Origin of the sequence: Superficieibacter electus, assembly GCF_002915575.1 — a bacterium.
GTDB lineage: Bacteria > Pseudomonadota > Gammaproteobacteria > Enterobacterales > Enterobacteriaceae > Superficieibacter > Superficieibacter electus.
Window position 1 is genome coordinate 402,416 of the sequence record NZ_PQGD01000001.1, and the last position, 20,335, is coordinate 422,750.

Annotated in this window: 21 protein-coding genes and 1 pseudogene; 8 read left to right on the forward strand and 14 right to left on the reverse strand. The window is 52.3% G+C overall.

Annotated features, from left to right (window positions below; translation table 11 throughout):
* The first annotated feature begins 137 nt into the window (after positions 1 to 137).
* Complete coding sequence (locus CHU32_RS01900) at positions 138 to 767, forward strand: response regulator transcription factor (protein ID WP_103674383.1); 630 nt, start codon at positions 138 to 140, stop codon at positions 765 to 767.
* Positions 767 to 2,566 carry a hybrid sensor histidine kinase/response regulator gene (locus CHU32_RS01905; RefSeq protein WP_103674384.1) on the forward strand — a complete coding sequence of 600 codons (1,800 nt, stop codon included), beginning with the start codon at positions 767 to 769 and terminating at the stop codon, positions 2,564 to 2,566. The genes CHU32_RS01900 and CHU32_RS01905 overlap by 1 nt, the downstream gene beginning before the upstream one ends.
* Here CHU32_RS01905 and CHU32_RS01910 read toward each other — a convergent pair.
* The gene (locus tag CHU32_RS01910; RefSeq protein ID WP_103674385.1) at positions 2,563 to 4,377 is read right to left on the reverse strand and encodes a vWA domain-containing protein; all 1,815 of its coding nucleotides are present in this window, start codon (positions 4,375 to 4,377) and stop codon (positions 2,563 to 2,565) included. The two genes, CHU32_RS01905 and CHU32_RS01910, sit on opposite strands and share 4 nt — an antisense overlap.
* Entirely contained in the window at positions 4,374 to 5,438 is a 1,065-nt protein-coding gene (locus tag CHU32_RS01915; protein WP_103674386.1) for an AAA family ATPase, read from the reverse strand. The genes CHU32_RS01910 and CHU32_RS01915 overlap by 4 nt, the downstream gene beginning before the upstream one ends.
* Before the next feature lie 241 nt (positions 5,439 to 5,679).
* Between CHU32_RS01915 and yfcC the strand changes: the two genes are divergently transcribed.
* Positions 5,680 to 7,158, forward strand: a complete 1,479-nt coding sequence (gene yfcC, locus CHU32_RS01920) for a putative basic amino acid antiporter YfcC (RefSeq protein WP_425444873.1) — start codon at positions 5,680 to 5,682, stop codon at positions 7,156 to 7,158.
* Positions 7,159 to 7,199: 41 nt separating this feature from the next.
* Here the strand turns inward: yfcC and CHU32_RS01925 are convergent, their stop codons facing one another.
* The 5 genes from CHU32_RS01925 to CHU32_RS01945 form a co-directional block, all read right to left on the reverse strand.
* The gene (locus CHU32_RS01925) at positions 7,200 to 8,153 is read right to left on the reverse strand and encodes a transketolase family protein (RefSeq protein ID WP_103674388.1); all 954 of its coding nucleotides are present in this window, start codon (positions 8,151 to 8,153) and stop codon (positions 7,200 to 7,202) included.
* Positions 8,146 to 8,979, reverse strand: a complete 834-nt coding sequence (locus CHU32_RS01930; RefSeq protein ID WP_103674389.1) for a transketolase — start codon at positions 8,977 to 8,979, stop codon at positions 8,146 to 8,148. The genes CHU32_RS01925 and CHU32_RS01930 overlap by 8 nt, the downstream gene beginning before the upstream one ends.
* Entirely contained in the window at positions 8,976 to 10,367 is a 1,392-nt protein-coding gene (locus CHU32_RS01935) for a PTS ascorbate transporter subunit IIC (RefSeq protein ID WP_103674390.1), read from the reverse strand. The genes CHU32_RS01930 and CHU32_RS01935 overlap by 4 nt, the downstream gene beginning before the upstream one ends.
* Before the next feature lie 22 nt (positions 10,368 to 10,389).
* Positions 10,390 to 10,662, reverse strand: a complete 273-nt coding sequence (locus CHU32_RS01940; RefSeq protein WP_103674391.1) for a PTS sugar transporter subunit IIB — start codon at positions 10,660 to 10,662, stop codon at positions 10,390 to 10,392.
* A 146-nt stretch (positions 10,663 to 10,808) separates the two neighbouring features.
* Positions 10,809 to 11,252 (reverse strand): PTS sugar transporter subunit IIA, encoded by a 444-nt coding sequence (locus tag CHU32_RS01945; protein WP_103674392.1) that lies wholly within the window; start codon positions 11,250 to 11,252, stop codon positions 10,809 to 10,811.
* A gap of 247 nt (positions 11,253 to 11,499) precedes the next feature.
* Here CHU32_RS01945 and CHU32_RS01955 point away from each other — a divergent pair, with 247 nt between their 5' ends.
* Positions 11,500 to 12,519 carry a LacI family DNA-binding transcriptional regulator gene (locus CHU32_RS01955; RefSeq protein ID WP_103674393.1) on the forward strand — a complete coding sequence of 340 codons (1,020 nt, stop codon included), beginning with the start codon at positions 11,500 to 11,502 and terminating at the stop codon, positions 12,517 to 12,519.
* A 2-nt stretch (positions 12,520 to 12,521) separates the two neighbouring features.
* Here CHU32_RS01955 and yfcD read toward each other — a convergent pair whose 3' ends face one another.
* The gene (gene yfcD, locus CHU32_RS01960; RefSeq protein WP_103674394.1) at positions 12,522 to 13,067 is read right to left on the reverse strand and encodes an NUDIX hydrolase YfcD; all 546 of its coding nucleotides are present in this window, start codon (positions 13,065 to 13,067) and stop codon (positions 12,522 to 12,524) included.
* A 55-nt stretch (positions 13,068 to 13,122) separates the two neighbouring features.
* Positions 13,123 to 13,674 carry a phosphodiesterase gene (yfcE, locus tag CHU32_RS01965; protein ID WP_103674395.1) on the reverse strand — a complete coding sequence of 184 codons (552 nt, stop codon included), beginning with the start codon at positions 13,672 to 13,674 and terminating at the stop codon, positions 13,123 to 13,125.
* 134 nt (positions 13,675 to 13,808) lie between these two features.
* Between yfcE and yfcG the strand changes: the two genes are divergently transcribed.
* The 4 genes and pseudogenes from yfcG to CHU32_RS01985 all read left to right on the forward strand — a co-directional run bounded on the left by yfcG (position 13,809) and on the right by CHU32_RS01985 (position 16,021).
* The gene (gene yfcG, locus CHU32_RS01970) at positions 13,809 to 14,438 is read left to right on the forward strand and encodes a GSH-dependent disulfide bond oxidoreductase (RefSeq protein WP_103674396.1); all 630 of its coding nucleotides are present in this window, start codon (positions 13,809 to 13,811) and stop codon (positions 14,436 to 14,438) included.
* Positions 14,437 to 14,505: pseudogene (gene folX / locus CHU32_RS01975) on the forward strand (dihydroneopterin triphosphate 2'-epimerase); the annotation flags it as partial. The gene yfcG and the pseudogene folX, both read left to right, overlap by 2 nt.
* A gap of 19 nt (positions 14,506 to 14,524) precedes the next feature.
* The gene (locus CHU32_RS01980; protein ID WP_103674397.1) at positions 14,525 to 15,418 is read left to right on the forward strand and encodes a TIGR01777 family oxidoreductase; all 894 of its coding nucleotides are present in this window, start codon (positions 14,525 to 14,527) and stop codon (positions 15,416 to 15,418) included.
* A 78-nt stretch (positions 15,419 to 15,496) separates the two neighbouring features.
* The gene (locus CHU32_RS01985; RefSeq protein WP_103674398.1) at positions 15,497 to 16,021 is read left to right on the forward strand and encodes a GNAT family N-acetyltransferase; all 525 of its coding nucleotides are present in this window, start codon (positions 15,497 to 15,499) and stop codon (positions 16,019 to 16,021) included.
* 204 nt (positions 16,022 to 16,225) lie between these two features.
* On the opposite strand, the gene hisP is transcribed toward CHU32_RS01985, so the two are convergent.
* The 5 genes from hisP to argT form a co-directional block, all read right to left on the reverse strand.
* On the reverse strand, positions 16,226 to 16,999 hold the full coding sequence (gene hisP, locus CHU32_RS01990) for a histidine ABC transporter ATP-binding protein HisP (RefSeq protein ID WP_103674399.1): 774 nt from the start codon (positions 16,997 to 16,999) through the stop codon (positions 16,226 to 16,228).
* A gap of 7 nt (positions 17,000 to 17,006) precedes the next feature.
* Positions 17,007 to 17,723: an ABC transporter permease gene (locus CHU32_RS01995; protein WP_103674400.1), complete on the reverse strand. Its 717-nt coding sequence runs from the start codon at positions 17,721 to 17,723 to the stop codon at positions 17,007 to 17,009.
* On the reverse strand, positions 17,720 to 18,406 hold the full coding sequence (locus CHU32_RS02000; RefSeq protein WP_103674401.1) for a histidine ABC transporter permease HisQ: 687 nt from the start codon (positions 18,404 to 18,406) through the stop codon (positions 17,720 to 17,722). Before CHU32_RS02000 ends, CHU32_RS01995 begins: the two co-directional genes overlap by 4 nt.
* Positions 18,407 to 18,464: 58 nt before the next feature.
* On the reverse strand, positions 18,465 to 19,247 hold the full coding sequence (hisJ, locus tag CHU32_RS02005; RefSeq protein ID WP_103674402.1) for a histidine ABC transporter substrate-binding protein HisJ: 783 nt from the start codon (positions 19,245 to 19,247) through the stop codon (positions 18,465 to 18,467).
* Between the two features lie 238 nt (positions 19,248 to 19,485).
* Positions 19,486 to 20,268, reverse strand: coding sequence for a lysine/arginine/ornithine ABC transporter substrate-binding protein ArgT (gene argT, locus CHU32_RS02010; protein ID WP_103674403.1), 783 nt, complete (start codon positions 20,266 to 20,268; stop codon positions 19,486 to 19,488).
* Between the last annotated feature and the right edge of the window lie 67 nt (positions 20,269 to 20,335).

Here is a 20,335-nt window from a genome sequence, read left to right on the forward strand (position 1 = left end):
TTTATATTTTCTCTTATCACAATCCTGAGATAATATATTTTCCTTTCCTAAACGAAAAAACCCTCCTAAAGTAGGGAAGGTTAATTAATAAAACGCCGTCAGCCCTTTCTGAGACGCACAGTAAAAAGGAGAGACCTTTGCGGGAAGATTATGCGTTGGTCGTCGATGATCATCCGTTAGTCGCAAGCGGCATTGCCAATTTCCTCAGTACGCATTGTCAATTTAAAAAAGCGAGTGTGGTAACCACCGAGGAAAATTGCTATCGACATATTATGGACTGCGGACCCCCGCGCTTACTGGTTATTGATTTCTGGCTTTCTTCTGGCACCGCTCTGAAATTACTCAAAGAGATCAAACAACTCTACCCTCAGGTGCGCCTGCTAGTCGTCAGCGGTGATGAAAATAATGATCTATGGCTCAAAGTCCGCCAGGCGGGCGGGCATGGTTTCGTGTTAAAAAATGAGCCACCAGAATTGTTTTCCAGAGCCGTTTCGGCACTTAAAGAAAATAAAGAGTGGTTTCCTCTGGAGAGTCAAATATCCACGGTAAACAACAATGAATTTCTCTTGAAATTTAACTTAACGCCACGTCAAATTGACGTTCTGAATATGATGATGCGTGGTTTACCTAACAAAAGAATTGCATCGCAACTGTCTATTTCTGAGCCCACTGTCAAAGAGCATATCAGTAATATTCTAAAAAAATTCGGCGTCAACAGTAGGGTTGAAGCCATTACCCTGCTGCACAGTAAACGGGGACATTCTTGATGATGTTTTCGCAGGATTTGCAAAACGTGGGGATTTCTTCACGCGCTCAGATCCGAATGCTGGATAATACCTTTCTGCGTTTAGTTTTTAGTTTTACCGCGGTCCCTTTTGTCGGCATTCCTTTTGTCATGTGGCTTTATTTGTTGGGGGATGAGTTAGCACCTACCGGTATCTGGATAAGTATTTATCTGATCTGTGCCGTGGCCGTCAGACTATGGCACAAACGCTACCTGCGGGAGGCAAAAGAAAATGATGCCAAAATCGTGTTACGCCGCTGGCTGCCACGCGTCAATAATGTCGCGCTATTACACGGGCTGGGTATTTCATCGCTTTATTTAATCACCCCGCAGACGCATAACTTTGACTTTTTCTTGCTACTAAACATCAGCATTGCCGCCATCGTCGCCGCCAATGCCACGCATTTAACCCCCGTCATCAGCACGTTCACACGCTTTTTTTTCGCGTCATGGGGACTGTTAAATTTCTGTATTATCTGGCGGCTGGACAATCTTATGTTTATTGTCCTGATGCTGAATTTACTTTATGGTTTTGCCATTTACCGCCACGCTTTAACGTCACACGCCTTTTTTATACAGCAAGCACGACTTGAAGAAAAAAGCTCGCGCCTTGCCGAGCAATTTCGTCAGGCTAAAGAAGACGCGGAGCTGGCGCTACTGGATAAAAATCAATTTCTGACGACCGCCAGTCATGATTTGCGCCAGCCGGTGCATGCGATGGGGTTTCTCATTGAAGCCATTATTCATAAAAATCGCGATGATGCCCTCACCCCACAACTGCTGGATTTGCAACAAAGCGTGCGTTCAGTGCACCTGATGTTCAATTCACTGCTCGATCTCAGCAAAATTGAATCCGGTAATGTCAGGACCTCCACAACGGCGGTGGATATCGGCAACCTGCTCGATTCAGTAATGACATTATTCCGTGAAGAAGCCAAAAGCCGTGCCCTGGCGCTGCGCATCTGGCGACCTAAACGGAGTATCCGGGTAATGGGCGATCCGCTGTTAATTCGGCAGTCACTCATTAATCTGATTCAGAACGCGCTACGTTATACACAACACGGTGGCGTGCTGATCGCCATCCGTCCGCGCGGCTCAGACTGTCTGATCGAGGTTTGGGACACGGGCGTAGGCATCGCGGATAACGAGAAAAGTAAGATTTTCTCCCCCTACTATCGCCCTGAGCTGGCATGGAAAATCGACAGTGCGGGTCACGGTCTGGGGTTAGCCGTGGTCGCACGATGCGCCAAATTGATGAACGTGCGCTACGGCATGCACTCTGTTGAAGGCAAAGGCTCTCGTTTCTGGATGCGCTTTAGCCAGACTACTGGCGAAGAAAAAACCGCGGAGAACGCAACAGTGCATCAAAATCTTACTCCTCCCACGCCGCGGGTGCCGCTATCTGGCTCCTGTCTGGTCGTCGATGACGATCCGCTGGTGACCTCCGCCTGGGAAAGTCTGATGAGCACATGGGGAATTACCGTACGCTGCGCGGCTTGCGCAGAAGAAGCGTTTGCCATTGTGGATGATGGATTCAGGCCCTTCGCCATGCTGTGCGATCAGCGGCTGCGCTCCGGTGAGAGCGGCTTCGATATACTTAAAGCGCTGTTTGAGCGTCTGCCGGACGTCAGCGGCGCAATGGTCAGCGGCGAGTTTAATTCGCGCGTACTGCAAGAAGCCGAAGAAGAAGGTTATCTGGTGTTACGTAAGCCTCTGGAGCCAGCAAAGTTATATGCGCTGTTGACCCAGTGGCATGGCGAGTATGCAGGCCAGCCATATTAGCTCAACGGGAACACCTTCCCATGCGGCACAAATGGCAGACGCCGCCCCTGAGGCAGCAGCCACGCATGTTCCATCGCCACGCGAACACTCTCCTCACAGTAACCGTCTGTGATCACCAGCACCGGCCCGCCCCGGGGGAAATCACCCTTTATGGCCAGCGCACTGAGCATATCAATCCCCGGTTGTAACACGGTACCACCGCGCCCCAGAAGCGTGAAGTGATGTAACAGGTCCTCTGGCAGTACCCAGCCGCGATCGTAAGCTCTGGCGTCACAGCAAATAAAGCGCACGGCAAACACATCCCGCGCCAGAGAGTAACTGGCAATAGCACCCAGCGCTTTACCCAGCAATTGCGGGTCCATAGAGCCGGACGTATCCAGTACCACGCCAAAGACGCGCGAACGGCGTTCTTCCTCGGAAGGTTTTATTAAGGCAGGACGCGGAATGCCGGGCGTGGCGCTTTGACGTCGGGACGGGCGGGCATAGCTACGCCGTTGTTCCGGCGGCGGAAAGTGCTCATCAAACCATTCTGCCAGCGCCACATCCCATGGGACTGGCGGCTGCGCCAGACTACGGATTTCCTCAATAAGACCGGCTGGTAACGTGCCTCGGGCGGGCGAATAGAGACAGCGATCCAGCCCCTGATACAGCGCACGGCGGCACCAGGCTTCCGCGTCGGTAAAGCGGCTTTCATTTTCCTCACTTAGAATGTCGCCTCCGGCACGGCCGCGCAGTGTGATCAACTTACGCGACTGACGCATATTCTGCGCCAGCGCATCGTAGATCTCTTCCGCTGACATCGCGCTGAACTGCGGATCGTAGAGCAGCCCCAGAGCCGGTGGGGTGCCTATCTGCATCTGGATCAGCCAGTCGTTAATAATAAAATCGCAGGCGACGTTCCACAGTTCGGCATCCCGCCCGCGACGGCGCGAGGCATGGTTCAGACCTGCATGCAAAAGCTCATGCGCGAAGACAAACACCAGTTCATCCTGTTTCAGGCGGGCATGGGGATTAATCCAGATTTTGCCAATGCTGACGTCAATGGCTGCGACGGCAATGTCATACTGGCTGCAAAGCTGGCCATCTTCTTCAATATCAAAACTGGCTGCCAGCGCGCCTAAAAGCGGATAGATTGTCATAATGTGCTGGCGCGCCTTCTGCGCGGCGCTCATTTTATACTGACGGTGTTCAGAGGGCTGATAGCCCCCCGCCTGCTCCAGCGCCAGGCTGACGCTGTTACTCAGTCCGTCTGCCAGTAAACTTTTCCAGTCAGTTGCTGACGAATCACTTTTCGCAGACCGCGAAAAAAGATGAAAACAGCTCTTCTTCCCGCCGCTATAACGCATGTGCCACTGGTACAGTTCTTCGGCGATACCCTCTTCCTGCATCTGGCGAAAAAGCGCGTCAGCGTCCGCGTGATTTCCTTGCGGAAAGGGAAAGGACTGAAGTTCTTCGGGCAGTGGACCAATTTTTAGCTCATCACAAAAACGCATCATGGCGATTAGCACCGCCAGTTCCCATTGCAGCGCAGACGCCGGAGTCGGGTCGCGGATCAGCCCAAAGCCCAGCGCTGACAGCGCCTGTGCAATCATCCGCGCCCACTGTTCAGGCGTGGCGTGGCGCTTTGCGTTGAGCCACAGATAGCCGTTATTACCGACAATTAACCAACCCTTTGCAGAGACGTGATTATGATCGTGGTCAAAATACGCATACACACGTGACCACATCGGCGCAAACAGTGGATGCTTCGCCACGATAGCAACGCCGGCTTTACAGGCCTCCAGCGCCGGGTTACGCACCGCTTTACTCATGATTTTGCCCTTGCCGCCAGACGAGGCAGGTCGCGCGCCACTTCAATCAAAAACCAGGCGGGCAGCTTTCTGCCGTTTTCATCCTCACTCATCACCGACTGGGCAATCTCCACGCTAATGCGTGCCAGGGTCTTCAGACAATCTTTTGCCTGCACCGCCAGCCGCTTGTGCTCACTGCGCAGGGATTGATCGTCAACCGGCAGTTCTTTATACAAATGAGAGCGGAACGACTGCGCCAGAAAATAGAGCACGTCGCGATCGGTGGGGTCTTCCGGCCAGGTCGCATCGCCTTTTAAGATCGCCGTAATCGTATGTTTCTGGCGGATCTGCTTCACGAACCCTTTAAAACTGCCTGCATGCGCCGGGGAGAGAAGACCGTAAATCAGCGCTTCCAGCATTTCTGACGGGATCTCCTCGCCAAAGGAAAACAGTGCATCGGACAGCATATGCCAGCTTCGCGGCGTGGAAAAAGGCTCTTCATGCTTCGGCGGCTCATTCCACAACTGGTCAGGACGTAACTGAATGTACTCCACCACCCACGGATGAAGCCCGGCCTCGTTGATCGCCCAGTGCAGCCACTGCCGGTGATCGGCCCGTAAGTGAACGTGCACCATACGGTTAATAAGGGCTGAGGGCATCGGTTTAACAATCGCGGCATCTTTCGCCCGGTTACCCGCGCCAATCACTACCGTCCCTTCCGGCAAACGATACTCCCCGATGCGTTGCTCCAGAATCAGCGAATAAAACGCTTTTTGAATTTCATGCGACGAGGCGTTAAGTTCATCCAGAAACAGCACGAAAGGCTGCTGGCGCACGATGTTGGCAGGCGGATAGAAGCGCGAGCACTGGCCGTCAATTTGCGGGATGCCAAGAAGATCTTCCGGGGCCAGCTGGCTGCCAAGTAGCGAAACGCACTCCATCCCCACCTCATCGGCAAAACGTCGCACCAGCGCACTTTTTCCGATCCCCGGTGCACCCCACAGAAATACCGGACGGGTAATGGCAACATTAAGAAGAAAATTAAAGGTTTGATCAGGGGTCAGCTGAATCGCAGACTGCATGCGGTGATTCCTTTTCGTCGTTATGCAACATTTTCAGCATAACCTTTTAAAATACGCCCAAATTGCCGTGTCGCAACCCCTCAGAAAAAGTAGCTCCTTTATAAATTCCGAATTTGATCGCCACAGATAGCACATCATTGAATAATTATTCTGATATTCGCATACTTATGCCTTTGCTTTGCAACAAGGATTGTGAGTTATGTCCGCCGTATCCCCTGCTCGCTCAGCCAGAAAATGGGCCATGCCCGATACCCTGGTCATCATTTTTTTCGTCGCGATTCTGACCAGTATCGCCACCTGGATCGTTCCGGTTGGCCTCTTTGATAGCCAGGAAGTGCAATATCAGGTTGATGGACAAACTAAAACGCGTCAGGTTGTCGATCCGCACTCCTTCCGGGTTCTGACCAACGAGGCAGGTGAGGCGCAATATCACCGCGTTCAGCTGTTCACTACCGGCGAAGAGCGTCCGGGTTTGATGAACTTTCCTTTTGAAGGCTTAACCTCCGGGTCTAAATTTGGCACCGCCGTCGGCATTATCATGTTTATGCTGGTGATTGGTGGCGCGTTCGGCATTGTGATGCGTACCGGAACCATTGATAGCGGCATTCTGGCACTCATTCGCCATACGCGTGGTAATGAAGTCTTATTTATTCCGGTGCTGTTTATTTTATTTTCCCTCGGCGGCGCGGTATTTGGCATGGGTGAGGAAGCGGTGGCATTTGCGATTATCATCGCCCCGCTGATGGTGCGACTGGGCTATGACAGTATCACGACTGTACTGGTGACCTATATTGCCACCCAGATCGGCTTTGCCAGCTCGTGGATGAACCCGTTTTGCGTCGTGGTTGCACAGGGCATTGCGGGTGTGCCGGTGCTTTCAGGCTCCGGGCTGCGCATTGCGGTCTGGGTCATATCGACACTTATTGGGCTGTTTTTTACGCTGGGGTATGCGGCACGAGTGAAGAAAAACCCGCATTTGTCGAAGGTACATGATTCCGATCGCTACTTCCGCGAAAAACAGGCTGATGTGGAGCAACGTCCCTTCACCTTCGGCGACTGGCTGGTACTGCTGGTGCTTATTGCGGTTATCATTTGGGTGATTTGGGGCGTAGTGGTCAACGCGTGGTTTATCCCGGAAATCGCCAGCCAGTTTTTTACCATGGGCGTGGTTATTGGCCTTATTGGCGTGCTGTTCCGCCTTAACGGTATGACGATTAATATCATGGCGTCATCATTTACTGAAGGTGCGCGCATGATGATCGCCCCGGCGCTATTGGTCGGCTTTGCGAAGGGTATTCTGCTGCTGATGGGCAATGGCGAAGCGGGTGATGCCAGCGTGCTTAATACCCTGCTTCATGCTATCGCGCAGGGCATCAGCGGCCTGAATAACGCGGTCGCCGCCTGGTTTATGTTACTGTTTCAGGCGGTGTTTAATTTCTTTGTCACCTCCGGTTCGGGTCAGGCGGCATTGACGATGCCGCTGCTGGCTCCGCTCGGGGATCTGGTCGGGGTTAACCGTCAGGTTACCGTGCTGGCGTTCCAGTTTGGCGACGGCTTTAGTCATATCATCTACCCAACCTCCGCGTCGCTGATGGCGACACTGGGCGTCTGCCGGGTGGATTTCCGCAACTGGCTGAAGGTGGGAGCAACGCTACTGGGGCTACTGTTTGTGATGTCGAGTATCGTGGTTATTGGCGCGCAGGTGATGGGGTATCATTGATGAAAAAGCATCGCCGGGCGGCCTGCCCGGCGATGCTGATATTACAGGAGTTCTCGCGCGGCCTTCACGATGTGTTCTGCCGTAAGTTCATATTCCTGCTGTAAAAAGTCCTGCGTTCCCACCTGACCATAACGCTCTTTAACGCCGACGCGACGCATCGGAACCGGACTGTTTTCCACCAGCACTTCTGCCACCGCTGAGCCGAGGCCATTGTGAATACTGTGATTCTCACAGGTCACGATGCGACCGGTTTTCTCGGCATAATTTTTCACCAGCATACGGTCAATCGGTTTGAGGGTGAACATATCAATAACCGCAGCGCTCACTCCTTCCACCTCCAATATCTGCGCAGCCTTCAGTGCCTCGGCGACCATAATGCCGTTGGCGATAAGCGTAATGTCATTGCCTTCACGCAGCACGTTGCCTTTGCCAATCGTAAAGACCGATCCCTCGGCGTAAATTTTCGCTGCCTGCTTACGGATGGTGCGTACCCAGTAAAAACCATCAAGCGCCATAAGTTGATGAAGGATGTTGTCAAACATCACCGCATCGGTCACTTCCAGCACGATTGAGTTTGCCAGCCCGCGCACAATGCCCATATCTTCAAACGACATATGTGTACCGCCGTTATGGCACGCAGTCACACCAGAGTCAGAGGCGATAACTTTAACGTTATTGCGCTGATAATCGAGCGACATAAAAAGCTGGTCGAAACAGCGGCGGCTGGCAAACGCGGTGAAAGTATGCACAAAAGGTTTGCGTCCGGTCAGCGCCAGTCCGGCCGCGGTACCAATCACATTCGCTTCCATAATCCCGCAATTAATCACCTGCTGCGGGTATTTTTTATGCACGCCGTCCATCGCCATAGAACTCATCAAGTCCGCTTCAAGCGCGATGATCTCGCTACCCGCCTCAATCTGCTCGCTGACAAAGCCTGCGTAGACCTTGCGCATTTCAATACTGTCTTTTTTCCCGATGGGTGCAACCTTAATCATGCGCGGCCTCCAGTTGTTCAATGGTGCGGGTAATTTCCTGCGTCATCTCGTCCGTCAGGCGCAGATGGTGGGAATTGCCTAACTGTTCCAGATACGGCACCCCCTGCCCTTTAATACTGTCCAGGATCACCACGCGCGGGCGGTCTGTAGCCTGCGGGCGCGGTTTTACCACTGCCAGCAGACCGGCAATATCGTCGCCTTTTACCTTGCAGACGTCATAGCCGAAGGCGCGGAACTTCTCTTCAAGATCAAAGGCACAGATGATTTCATCCAGCTCGCCATCGAGCTGCTGCTTATTCCAGTCGATGAAAATGGTCAGATTATTCAGACAGTGATGTGAAATAAACTGAAATGCTTCCCAGCATTGTCCTTCGTTCAACTCACCATCACCCATGATGCAAAATACACGGTTATCGCGCCCGGCAAGCTTATGCGACAGCGCCATCCCGCCAGCGATGGAAATACCCTGCCCCAGTGAGCCAGTGGTGGCATCCACGCCGCGGGTTTTAAGACGGTCAGGATGGCTTGGTAGCCGGGTGCCGTTTTGATTAAGCGTCTGTAGTTCTTCGATTGGAAAATAGCCTTTGATTGCCAGCGTGCTATATAACGCTGGCCCGGCATGCCCTTTCGACAGAACAAAGTAGTCACGTTGCGTCCAGTCAGGATCGGCCGGATCGATATTCATTACATCACCGTACAGTACTGCCAGCGTTTCGACGACCGACATGCTGCCGCCGTAATGACCAAATCCCAGCGAAGTCAGTGATTTCAGCGTAGCGAGGCGGATGTCGCGCGCCAGTTGTGTCAGCTCTTTGATGTTACTCATAACTTTTCTCCGGTATTGGTATGCCCTGGATTACCGGCGGAACGGTTTTTCGCCAGAATGTTATAGATAACCAGCACGGCGAATAGCGCCACGACGACCCCCGTAATCGCCAGCGGCGGCAGATAGCGCGCCAGGTTGCCCAGCACAATCCCTATTACGCCAAAGTCGGCGTCGGAAAAGGTGGTATTGGCAAAGCCCAGTGCGCCCAGTACGGGCAGCAGTAGTACAGGCAGGAAGGTGATCAGCAGGCCATTAGCAAACGCACCCAGCATCGCGCCACGTCTGCCTCCGGTAGCGTTACCAAAAACGCCTGCCGTTGCGCCGGTAAAAAAGTGAGGTACTACGCCTGGCAGGATCAGTACCAGTTTCATCTGACCGAGAAGAAACAATCCCACCAGTCCGCCCAGGAAGCTGAATAAAAAACCGATCAATACCGCATTCGGTGCATACGGGTAGACCACCGGGCAATCCAGTGCCGGGCGGGCATTCGGGACCAGCTTTTCAGAAAAGCCGGTGAATGCCGGGACGATTTCCGCAAGAATGAGACGCACGCCCTGAAGAATAATAAAGACGCCCGCTGCGAAGGTGATCGCCATGATAATGGCGTAGACCAGATAGTTTTGTCCGCCGCTAAACTGGCTTTCTACATATTCGCGTCCGGCGCAGACCGCCATAATCAAATAGATGATCATCATGGTCAGCGAAATAGAGATTGAACTGTCGCGCAGAAAGCTGAGATTTTTCGGCAGGTTCATCTCTTCCGTAGAACGGGAGTTTTTACCGCAAATGCTGCCAATCCAACCTGAAAGCACATAGCCCAGGGTACCAAAATGACCGAAAGCGATATCATCATTGCCGGTGATACGTTTCATATAACGCTGTGCCAGCGCCGGGAAGAAGGCCATTACCAGCCCGAGGATCAATGAACCGGTGAATACCAGGCCGATACCCTCAAACCCGGCAACCGTCAGGATCACGCCAATCATACAGGCCATATAAAAGGTATGATGCCCGGTTAAAAAAATGTATTTGAGGCGCGTAAACCGGGCGACAATAATATTCGCCACCATCCCAAACGCCATAATAAGTGCGGTAGATGCACCATATTTTTCCAGCGCAATAGATACTATCGCTTCGTTATTCGGGATAATCCCCTGAATAGTGAATGCATGTTCAAACATTCCCCCCAGTGGATTAAGTGAACCGACTAACACGGTTGCACCGCCGCCAAGGACAATAAAACCGAGAATAGTTTTAACGGTACCTTTTACAACATCCGAAAACGATTTTTTTTGCGCCACCAGACCAATTAATGCAATTAGCCCTACCAGCACCGAGGGTACTTTCAATATATCAACGACAAAATTTAGCGTTTCAAGGATAAACATATCCACCTCGCTTTATAGTGAGTTACCGTTGGTCGAAGTAAGCGCTGAGCTTCGCTTCCAGTTCATTGATGTCAATAATGTTATTGATGACCACGAGCTGACTGGCGGGCACGCTGGCGCTATCGGCTATGTCTTTAGCCATGACAAACAAATCCGCCGCGCCGGGCGTTGCTGAAGATAAATCCGAGTGCTCAACCTCAGCGTCGATATTCAGCTTTTTGAGCACTTTTTTGATATTCATCTCGACCATAAAACTACTACCAAGTCCGGAACCGCAAATCGCCATGATTTTCATTGTTTCACCTTATTTTGAGTAGAGTACATGCGCATCATGTATGGCAACATAATGGAGTTATTGAGGCTGATAACAAACCGCCCGTGAAACACGGCGCGACCGCCTGCTTTGTCAATAATCTGAGTTATTGTGTTATGACGCGAAATTCAAAATGCGTAAATAATGGCTTTTATCTCCTCTGGATTATTTGCCTTGTGTAATTTTTCCATTTCAGCTTCGCTGGAAAATAATTCTGCCAGCGCGGCGATCATGTCAATATGGCTATGCTTATCCGGCGCTGCCAGCATAATAATCAGATCGACCGGATCAAATTCTCTGGCGGCAAATGAAACCCCCTGGTGTAATTTCAGTAATGATAGCCCTGTGCCCCTCGCCCCCTCTTCGGGGCGTGCATGCGGCATGGCAAGCCCTGGCGCTAACACAAAATAAGGACCGAGCGTTTGGTGCTGCTGAACGATCGCCGTGACGTAGTCGGGCGTGATCACCTTCGCCTTAAGCAGCGGCTGCGCACAGATTTCCAGCGCCTGCGTCCAGTGGTCGACGCGCTCAAGCGTTTGTATGGTGCTATCAGTAAACCATTTTTCAAGCATTGCGCCTTCCTCACTTGCTGAAAAGGTGAACAAACTGTATGCGAGGAAATCACCGTTAGCTGTGATAACAGTCACAAAGATAGCGCTATCAAAAAGCCTTTATCAAAAGTGTGATAGCGCTATCAAATCACAATCATTGCCTGAAATCGCATCAAAGATGAGGTTATCAGGCGTATACTAACGATCTTAAACGCGCGCAAAAAAGCGAAAAAGCGTATACGTTCATTGAGGTTACGCAGGAAACAGAATGGCTATCACCCGAAAACGGCGAAATACCGGTAAGGTCACGCTGGCAGATGTTGCCCAGCTTGCAGGCGTAGGGACAATGACCGTATCGCGGGCGATCCGCACACCGGAGCAGGTTTCAGACAAACTACGTGAGAAGATTGAAGCAGCGGTTCATGAGCTTGGCTATATGCCAAACCTGGCTGCCAGCGCCCTGGCTTCGGCCTCGTCCTGGACTATCGCCATGGTAGTGCCAAATCTGGCGGAGTCCGGCTGTTCTGAAATGTTTGCTGGTTTACAGCAGGTTCTCCAGCCTGCCGGATATCAGATTATGCTCGCGGAGTCTCAGCACCGTCTGGAGCAGGAAGAAAAACTGCTGGAGACACTGCTGGCCTCCAATCTTGCCGCAGCCATTCTGTTAAGCGTTGAGCACAGCGAAACCGTGCGACAATGGTTAAAAAACGCCACTATTCCGGTGATGGAAATTGGTGCGGTAAGCGCTTCCCCTATTGATATGAACATCGGCATTGATAACGTGGCGGCAATGTTCGAACTTACACAGACGCTGATTGAACGCGGCTATCAGAATATTGGTCTGCTGTGCGCTAATCAGGAACAGTGGATTTTTCAGCAGCACCTTCAGGGCTGGTACAAAGCGATGCTGCGCCACCATATGTCGCCGAACCGGGTAATTAATGCGGCGGCCGCGCCGACGTTCTCAACCGGTGCGGCCCAGTTACCGGAGTTTATTCTTGCCTGGCCGGAGCTGGATGCGCTGGTATGTGTGTCAGATGAGCTGGCCTGCGGCGCGCTGTATGAATGTCAGCGCAGGCGAATAAAAGTGCCGGACGATCTGGCGATTGTTGGCTTTGGTGATAGCGACGTTAGTCGGGTCTGTCAGCCGCCGTTGACGACGATCTCCGTGCCGCACCGACAGATTGGAGTAGAAGCAGGACGCGCACTGCTGGCGCGCCTGAATGATGAAACGTGGAAAAGCAAAGCGCCGATTGCCTCGAAGCTTTGCCTGCGTGAGAGCTGTTAACCTTACTCTGCCACTTCCAGCTTCGAGGCTTCATTGCTGGCGTTACGGGTCATCCACAGCGCCAGCGCCTTTAAGGAATCCGGCGTGAACTCGTCGCAGCGGGCGGTAATTTCGGCGGGCTCCATCCAGCTCACCTCGCTCACTTCCTCTTCCTGCAAAGCGAAAGGACCGTGTGAAACACAGCTAAACAGCCCGCCCCAGACACGGCAGTGCTCGTCTTCGAAGTAAAACTGACCATGTTCGGCAAAAGGCACGCCGGCAATACCCAGTTCTTCTTCCGCTTCGCGACGCGCCGATTCCAGCATGCCTTCATCAGCCTGCACGACGCCGCCTGCAGTCGCATCCAGCATCCCCGGCATAAAGTCTTTGTTTTCGGTACGGCGCTGTACCAGGATTTTGCCCATTCCATCGTGAACCACAATATAGGTCGCACGATGACGCAGGCATTGCGCGCGCATTTGAGCGCGACTCGCCTGTGCAATGACCTCATTGTCTTCGTTGACAATGTCCACCCACTCCGTACCTGCCAAATGCGTCTGCTCCACCATCAGAAAACCTTCTCTTACAAGCGCTCTTAAGGCGCGTTTATGGTTGACGGGTAAGTTACGGATTAATCGCTATCTCTGCAATAACCCGTTGATCATTGAGTGCGATAACACGTAAAACGTTGTTATCAAGCATGCCATAACTGGCTTCATTGCCGCCCTTGGGAATACTCACCGAGCCAGGATTAAAATGGTAGATGCCGTCACGTTTTTCCGCCACTGGTAGATGCGTATGTCCATAAATCAGGATATCTCCTGGTGATAATGGCGGCTGATTGTCGGCACCAAACAGGTGCCCGTGGGTCAAAAATAGCCGTTGGTGAGCGGTTAAAACCTGCTGCCATGGGGCCATCATCGGGAACGTCAGCAACATCTGGTCCACTTCACTGTCGCAGTTACCGCGCACGGCAATGATGCGTTGCGCTTGTTCATTAAGCCTGGCAGCAACCTCTGCAGGCGCATACCCGTCCGGCAAGGCATTGCGTGGACCGTGGTTAAGAACATCGCCCAGAATTACCAGCCAGCGCGCACCACTTTGTGCGAAAAGGTGCAGCAGACGTTCCGTTGCCGGTAGCGATCCGTGAATATCCGCGGCGAACATCAATTTCATCGTGGTCTCTCCTCTCGACATGATTGCGCGATAGTAGGTGATTTTATAATTTCCTGCTTTGATGAAAACCAGCCTTGTCCGCAACCGCCTATACTTTCTCACAGGCTAACTAAATCTGCGCAAAGGAAATAATGATGATTGATCTCTATTATGCCCCGACCCCTAACGGCCATAAGATCACCCTCTTTCTGGAGGAAACAGGGATTGACTATCAATTGATTCGGGTCAACATCAGCAAAGGCGATCAATTTCGTCCCGATTTCCTCGCGATTTCGCCAAACAACAAAATTCCGGCGATTGTCGATCATCACCCTGCCGACGGCGGTGGGCCGCTAAGTCTGTTTGAATCCGGGGAGATCCTGCTTTATCTGGCAGAAAAATCAGGTCAATTACTTAGCGGGGAGCTGCGTGAACGCCATACGACTCTGCAGTGGTTATTCTGGCAGGTCGGCGGACTGGGGCCGATGCTGGGTCAGAATCATCATTTTAATCATTTTGCGCCTCAGCCGGTGCCTTATGCCATTGAACGTTATCAGGTTGAAACGCAGCGTCTTTACAACGTGCTCAACAAACGGCTGGGGCATTCACCGTGGCTTGGCGGTGAACACTACAGCATCGCCGATATGGCCTGTTGGCCCTGGGTGCACTCCGCTCAACGTCAGCGAATAGACTTGAATAATTACCCGGCGGTAAACAACTGGTATCAGCGCATTCTACATCGACCGGCGACGGAAAAAGCGCTCCAGCTGGCACAGCCTGTTTAGGATCGATAAACTTCATGCGCTGCGCTATGCCGACGCCGTATCAATGACCCTGAGCTGGCAGCGTTAAGCGCTACCGTGGAGGTTTCATGAATATTCTGATTACTGGCGGGACCGGGCTGATTGGTCGCCATCTCATTCCACGTTTACTGGAATTGCAGCATACCGTCATTCTGGTCACCCGAAATCCGCAAAAGGCGCGTCAGGAATTTCACGATCGCGTGACGTACTGGAAAGGTCTCGCAGACAAAACACACCTCAATGAAATTGATGCGGTCATTAATCTTGCTGGTGAACCCATCGCTGACAAGCGCTGGACCGAGGCGCAGAAACAGCGTTTGTGTAGCAGCCGCTGGAATATCACTCAGCAACTGGTTGATTTGATCAATGCCAGTGAAACACCCCCTACAGTGATGATCTCAGGTTCTGCTATCGGCTACTACGGCGATTTGGGTGAAGTGGTGGTTAATGAAGAAGAGCCACCACATAACGAATTTACCCATAAACTGTGCGCTCGCTGGGAGCAAATTGCCTGCGGTGCCCAGAGTGATAACACCCGTATCTGCCTGCTGCGTACCGGTGCGGTACTGGCACATGGGGGGGGAATGCTGGCGAAGTTAACGCCGATTTTCCGGCTCGGGGTTGGTGGCCCTATTGGCGATGGACGGCAGTATCTGGCATGGATACACATTGATGATATGGTTAACGCGATCCTCTGGTTACTGGATAACGATCTGCGCGGCCCGTTCAATATGGTTTCACCTTACCCGGTGCGCAACGAGCAATTTGCTCATGCGCTTGGTCATGCCCTGCACCGCCCTGCCTTTATGCGTGCGCCTGCGACAGTAGTGCGGCTGATGATGGGAGAATCCTCCGTGCTGGTACTGGGCGGTCAGCGCGCGCTGCCCAAACGACTTGAAGCCGCTGGTTTTGCCTTCCGCTGGCACGATCTGGAAGAGGCACTACAGGATTTGGTAGGGTAGCCCACCTGATTCAGGAATGATTTTTCGCCTGCACCGGTGATAAGGTTACTCGCCTTTTTCACCGGAATGACGATATTCATGCTTAGGTTACTGACGCCGCGTTTCACGCTCTCTTCTTTTCAGGAGTCTGACTGGCCCTTCTTTCTCGAATTGCGACAGAATAACGCCGTAATGCGCTATATGGCGGGCATTGCCTCAGAAGAAGATATACGCCGCGTGTTCGGGCAACGACTGCTTGAGAACAACGCTTTTGTTATTCGCCTGCACGTTGATGAGACGCCGCTGGGTGACGTTGGCCTGCGGATCAGTAAAGTGAATCCTGCTGAAGCCGATGTAGGCTATTCAATTTTACCGCCGGCGCAGGGACAGGGTATCGCCAGCGAAGCGTTAAAGGCGGTATGTGAGTATGCGTTTTATCAGGCGAACGTTGAAGCGCTGAACGCCTGGGTACTGGCGGCAAATGCTGGCTCGGTAAGAGTGCTGGAAAAGGCCCGCTTTAGCCGCGTACAGACGCTGGAAAAGTCTTTTTTACTGAATGATAAATATTATGACGACTGGGCGTTTCGCCTGACAAAAGAAGACTTTGCACGAGCTGATGGATAGTTGCTCGGGATGAAAGGCGAGGCGTAGTGCCCCGGTTTCACCCTCACCCCAGCCCTCTCCCTGAGGGAGAGGGAGAAACCTACCACTCAGGTTGTTTCTTCTGCCTCAGTACGAGCAGTTTTTGTACCCTCTCGCCAGATACCCGGACGGTTCCCTCTCCCTCAGGGAGAGGGTTAGGGTGAGGGTGAAAATCAACGCTCAGCGCTACTTCAGCGAGCCCTTCAAAAACTGTTGCAGGCGCGGGCTTTGCGGATTGCCAAACAGCTGCTCCGGATGGCCCTGCTCCTCAATTTTGCCCTGATGAAGGAAAATAACATGGGACGAGACATGGCGCGCGAAACCCATCTCATGGGTGACTACCACCATGGTTTTTCCTTCCTCTGCCAGTTGCTGCATAATACGCAATACTTCACCGACCAGTTCCGGATCGAGCGCGGACGTCGGTTCATCAAAGAGTAGCACCTCCGGCTCCATTGCCAGCGCGCGGGCAATAGACACTCGCTGCTGTTGCCCCCCCGAAAGATGGACCGGATACTTACCCTGCGCCATCTCATCAATACCCACTTTTGCCAGGTATTTCATCGCTCGTTCACGCGAGTCCTGCTTGCTAAGTCCTAAAACCTGAATCGGCGCTTCCATCACATTTTCCAGCACCGTCATATGGCTCCAGAGATTAAAATGCTGGAACACCATGGTCAGCCGGGTGCGTAAAAGCCGCAGTTGATTTTTATCGGCCACCTTAAGCTGTCCGTCTTTATCGCGCACCAGCGTAATATTCTGCCCGCTAACGGTAATGGTTCCTTCACTCGGTTTTTCGAGAAAGTTTATACAGCGTAAAAAGGTGCTCTTACCCGACCCTGACGAGCCAATAATTGAAATCACATCACCAGCATTAGCCGTCAGCGAAACCCCTTTCAGCACCTCATGCTCGCCGTAGCGCTTGTGCAGATCGATAACATTTAATTTGTTTTCAGACATCGTATTCTCAGTGCGTCGATGAAGGTTTCACGTGCTGTAACCAGCGCTTTTCCGCCTTGCGGAATAAACTAATCAGCACATAAGAAATGATTAAATACAGAACGGCCGCAATACCGAACGCGGTAAAAGGCTGATAGGTGGCCGAGTTAATATCGCGCGCGATTTTTAGCAAATCCGGTACCGTCGCGGTAAACGCCAGCGCGGTGGAGTGCAACATTAAAATTACTTCGTTGCTGTAGGCTGGCAGCGCGATGCGCAGCGCCGAAGGCAGAATAATACTGCGGTACATTTTAAAGGACGAAAAGCCATAAGCTCGCGCTGCTTCGATTTCACCGTGCGGCACCGAACGGATAGCGCCGGCAAAAATCTCGGTGGTATAGGCGCAGGTATTTAAGGTTAACGCCAGCACCGTACAGTTCAGGCCGCTGCGGAAAAAAGCATTCAGCAGCTCGGTGCCTTTTACGACTTCCAGGGTGTACATCCCGGAATAGAACACCAGTAACTGGACATAAAGCGGCGTGCCGCGAAAAACGTATGTGAACAACCAAATAGGGTAACGGATAGCTTTATTGCCGGACACCCGGCCAATCGCCAGAATGACCGCCAGCAGGCCCCCCATCACTACCGAGGAGATCAGCAGCCATAACGTTACCGCCACACCGGTCATCCGGTAGCCGTCGCTCCATAATAGTGACTGCCAGTATTCCTGAATAATGTCAATCACAGGTCGGCCCTCTTCACACCCACGGAGTAGCGACGTTCAAGCAGCAGCAGTACCCCATTGGAAACCGTAGTAAAGACCAGATAAATCAGCCCGCAAACGATGGCGAAATAAAACGGCTGCCAGGTACTTTTCCCCGCCAGCTGCGTCGCCTTAACAACGTCTTCCAGACCCAGCAGCGATACCAGCGCCGTGGCTTTCAGGATCACCTGCCAGTTATTACCGATGCCAGGTAGCGCATAGCGCATCATGGCCGGAAACAGAATACGCCGGAACGTCTGCCCACCAGTGAAACCAAAAGCAGTTGCTGCTTCGATATGCCCTTTAGGCACCGCCATAAACGCCCCGCGGAACGTTTCGGTAAAATAGGCCCCATAGATAAAACCCAGCGTAATAATACCGGCAACCATTGGGTCGATATCAAATTGCGCCAGCCCCAGCGCATCGGTGATGCTATTGAGCGCAATTTGCAGACCGTAGAAAATCAGCAGCATCAGCACCAGATCGGGCACGCCGCGAATAAGCGTGGTATAACCTTCAAAAATCAGCGCCAGCGGTCGGCTGCCGGAAAGCTTTGCGCCTGCCCCAACCAGACCTATCAACACCGACAGCACAACGGCGCTTAATGCCAGCTCCAGCGTGACCAGTGCGCCCTGTAAAATGACCTGTGAAAACCCGTGCAGCATTCAGTCTGTCCTGTCCTGGGCGGGCCCGGTTTGATTAACCACGGGCCCGGGCGGATAATTAGCCGCCGTAAACGTCAAAATCGAAATACTTTTTCGCCAGCTTTTCGTACGTGCCGTCCGCACGCATGTCGGCGAAGGCTTTATTGAGCGCCTCGCGCAGTTCGTTATCCTCTTTACGCAGGCCCATACCCGTGCCCACGCCGAATAACTTTTCGTCTTTAATTGACGGGCCGCCGAAGGCGTAGTCCTTACCGATCGGCTGCTTCAGGAAACCTTCGCTGGCCGCTACTTCGTCCTGAAACGCGGCGTCAATGCGCCCGGCGGTCAGGTCGGCGTAAATATTGTCCTGGCCCTGATAGGAGACGATCTCGACGCCTTTCGGTGCCCAATGCACATTGCCGTAGGTTTCCTGAGTCGTTCCCTGAAGCACACCCACACGCTTGCCCTGGAGTTTGTCGAGGTCAGGCGTAATGTCAGAGCCTTTTTTCACGACCAGACGAGAATCAGCCGCATAAAGTTTGTCGGTAAAAGCGATCTCCTGCTGACGTTTTTCAGTAATCGACAGCGAAGACATAATGGCGTCAATTTTTTTCGCTTTCAGCGAGGGGATCAGCGCATCAAGCGGACTTTCCATGAAAGTACATTGGGTATTAATGCGTTTGCATAGCTCTTTTGCCAAATCAATATCGAAACCCACCAATTCACCCTGCGAATTTTTTGATTCAAAGGGAGCATAAGTTGGATCGGTACCAATTCGTAATTTTTGCGGAATGGCAGCGAACGCGCCAGAAACACTGGAAACTGCCAGTACCAGAGAAAGAGACCACACCAGCTTTTTCATAATTATCCTCAACAAACCGTCATTCTAATGGGATTTATGGCAAAAATAAGGTGCAGGTATCGTGCCATCATTCGGGGCGGCAAGGCAAAATATTCTGCATCCTCAACGCGTTTTTTTCGCATCTAAAACGCTTAAGTATGCATTTATGCCCAACAGTAGTGCAGCCTTCGCACCACAACGATGCATAACTCCCATTTATGCTCCATACCGGCAAAACGGTATGGAGCAACGTTGAGGCTTACTCGCCGTAAACGTTAAAATCGAAATACTTTTTCGCCAGTTTGTCGTAGGTGCCATCCGCGCGCAGGTCTTTCAGCGCTTTATCAAAGGCGGCTTTTAGCTCGGTGTCATCCTTGCGCAGGCCAACGCCCGTCCCGTCACCAAAGAATTTTTTGTCTTTTACAGAGGCTCCGGCAAAGGCAAAATCCTTCCCGGCCGGTTGTTTGAGGAAGCCTTCGCTGGCGGCGACCTCATCCTGCAGTGCGGCGTCCAGACGTCCTGCTGCCAGGTCAGAATAGATAAGATCCTGGTTGGCATAGGCAATAACATCCACACCTTTACTGCGCCAGTGATCGTTGCCGTAAGCCTCCTGAGTCGATCCCTGCAGCACGCCTACGTGCTTACCTTTCAGCGACTCCAGCGTCGGCTGGATCGGCGAACCTTTGGCGGCAATCAGTCGGGAGTCGGCGGCATACAGCTTGTCAGAGAAGGCGATCTCCTGCTGACGTTTTTCGGTGATAGAAAGCGAAGAGATGATCGCATCGATTTTTTTCGCCTTCAGCGAGGGGATCAGCGCGTCAAAATCACTGCCAACCCACGTGCATTTCACCTGAATACGTTTGCACATCTCATTGCCCAAATCGATATCAAAACCAACAAACTGCCCTTTCGCATCTTTCGAGGAAAAAGGCGCATAGGTGGCGTCAGTACCGATACGCACCGTTTGCGGTAGCGCGGCGTAAACGCTGGCGGCGCTGCTTAAACCGATCAGTAAAGACAAAGCCAGAACCGACTTCTTCATACAATCCCCTCAGTATGGTGATGTTATTATGTCGTGCTTGTGTTGTGTGTTGCGGATAAGCCTTGCA

Excerpts from the sequence above, each read along its gene's own strand:
- CHU32_RS01905 (WP_103674384.1), top strand. The coding sequence starts at position 767 with ATGATGTTTTCGCAGGATTTGCAAAACGTGGGGATTTCTTCACGCGCT.
- CHU32_RS01910 (WP_103674385.1), bottom strand. The coding sequence starts at position 4,377 with ATGAGTAAAGCGGTGCGTAACCCGGCGCTGGAGGCCTGTAAAGCCGGC.
- CHU32_RS01915 (WP_103674386.1), bottom strand. The coding sequence starts at position 5,438 with ATGCAGTCTGCGATTCAGCTGACCCCTGATCAAACCTTTAATTTTCTT.
- yfcC (WP_425444873.1), top strand. The coding sequence starts at position 5,680 with ATGCCCGATACCCTGGTCATCATTTTTTTCGTCGCGATTCTGACCAGT.
- CHU32_RS01925 (WP_103674388.1), bottom strand. The coding sequence starts at position 8,153 with ATGATTAAGGTTGCACCCATCGGGAAAAAAGACAGTATTGAAATGCGC.
- CHU32_RS01930 (WP_103674389.1), bottom strand. The coding sequence starts at position 8,979 with ATGAGTAACATCAAAGAGCTGACACAACTGGCGCGCGACATCCGCCTC.
- CHU32_RS01935 (WP_103674390.1), bottom strand. The coding sequence starts at position 10,367 with ATGTTTATCCTTGAAACGCTAAATTTTGTCGTTGATATATTGAAAGTA.
- CHU32_RS01940 (WP_103674391.1), bottom strand. The coding sequence starts at position 10,662 with ATGAAAATCATGGCGATTTGCGGTTCCGGACTTGGTAGTAGTTTTATG.
- CHU32_RS01945 (WP_103674392.1), bottom strand. The coding sequence starts at position 11,252 with ATGCTTGAAAAATGGTTTACTGATAGCACCATACAAACGCTTGAGCGC.
- CHU32_RS01955 (WP_103674393.1), top strand. The coding sequence starts at position 11,500 with ATGGCTATCACCCGAAAACGGCGAAATACCGGTAAGGTCACGCTGGCA.
- yfcD (WP_103674394.1), bottom strand. The coding sequence starts at position 13,067 with ATGGTGGAGCAGACGCATTTGGCAGGTACGGAGTGGGTGGACATTGTC.
- yfcE (WP_103674395.1), bottom strand. The coding sequence starts at position 13,674 with ATGAAATTGATGTTCGCCGCGGATATTCACGGATCGCTACCGGCAACG.
- yfcG (WP_103674396.1), top strand. The coding sequence starts at position 13,809 with ATGATTGATCTCTATTATGCCCCGACCCCTAACGGCCATAAGATCACC.
- CHU32_RS01980 (WP_103674397.1), top strand. The coding sequence starts at position 14,525 with ATGAATATTCTGATTACTGGCGGGACCGGGCTGATTGGTCGCCATCTC.
- CHU32_RS01985 (WP_103674398.1), top strand. The coding sequence starts at position 15,497 with ATGCTTAGGTTACTGACGCCGCGTTTCACGCTCTCTTCTTTTCAGGAG.
- hisP (WP_103674399.1), bottom strand. The coding sequence starts at position 16,999 with ATGTCTGAAAACAAATTAAATGTTATCGATCTGCACAAGCGCTACGGC.
- CHU32_RS02000 (WP_103674401.1), bottom strand. The coding sequence starts at position 18,406 with ATGCTGCACGGGTTTTCACAGGTCATTTTACAGGGCGCACTGGTCACG.
- hisJ (WP_103674402.1), bottom strand. The coding sequence starts at position 19,247 with ATGAAAAAGCTGGTGTGGTCTCTTTCTCTGGTACTGGCAGTTTCCAGT.
- argT (WP_103674403.1), bottom strand. The coding sequence starts at position 20,268 with ATGAAGAAGTCGGTTCTGGCTTTGTCTTTACTGATCGGTTTAAGCAGC.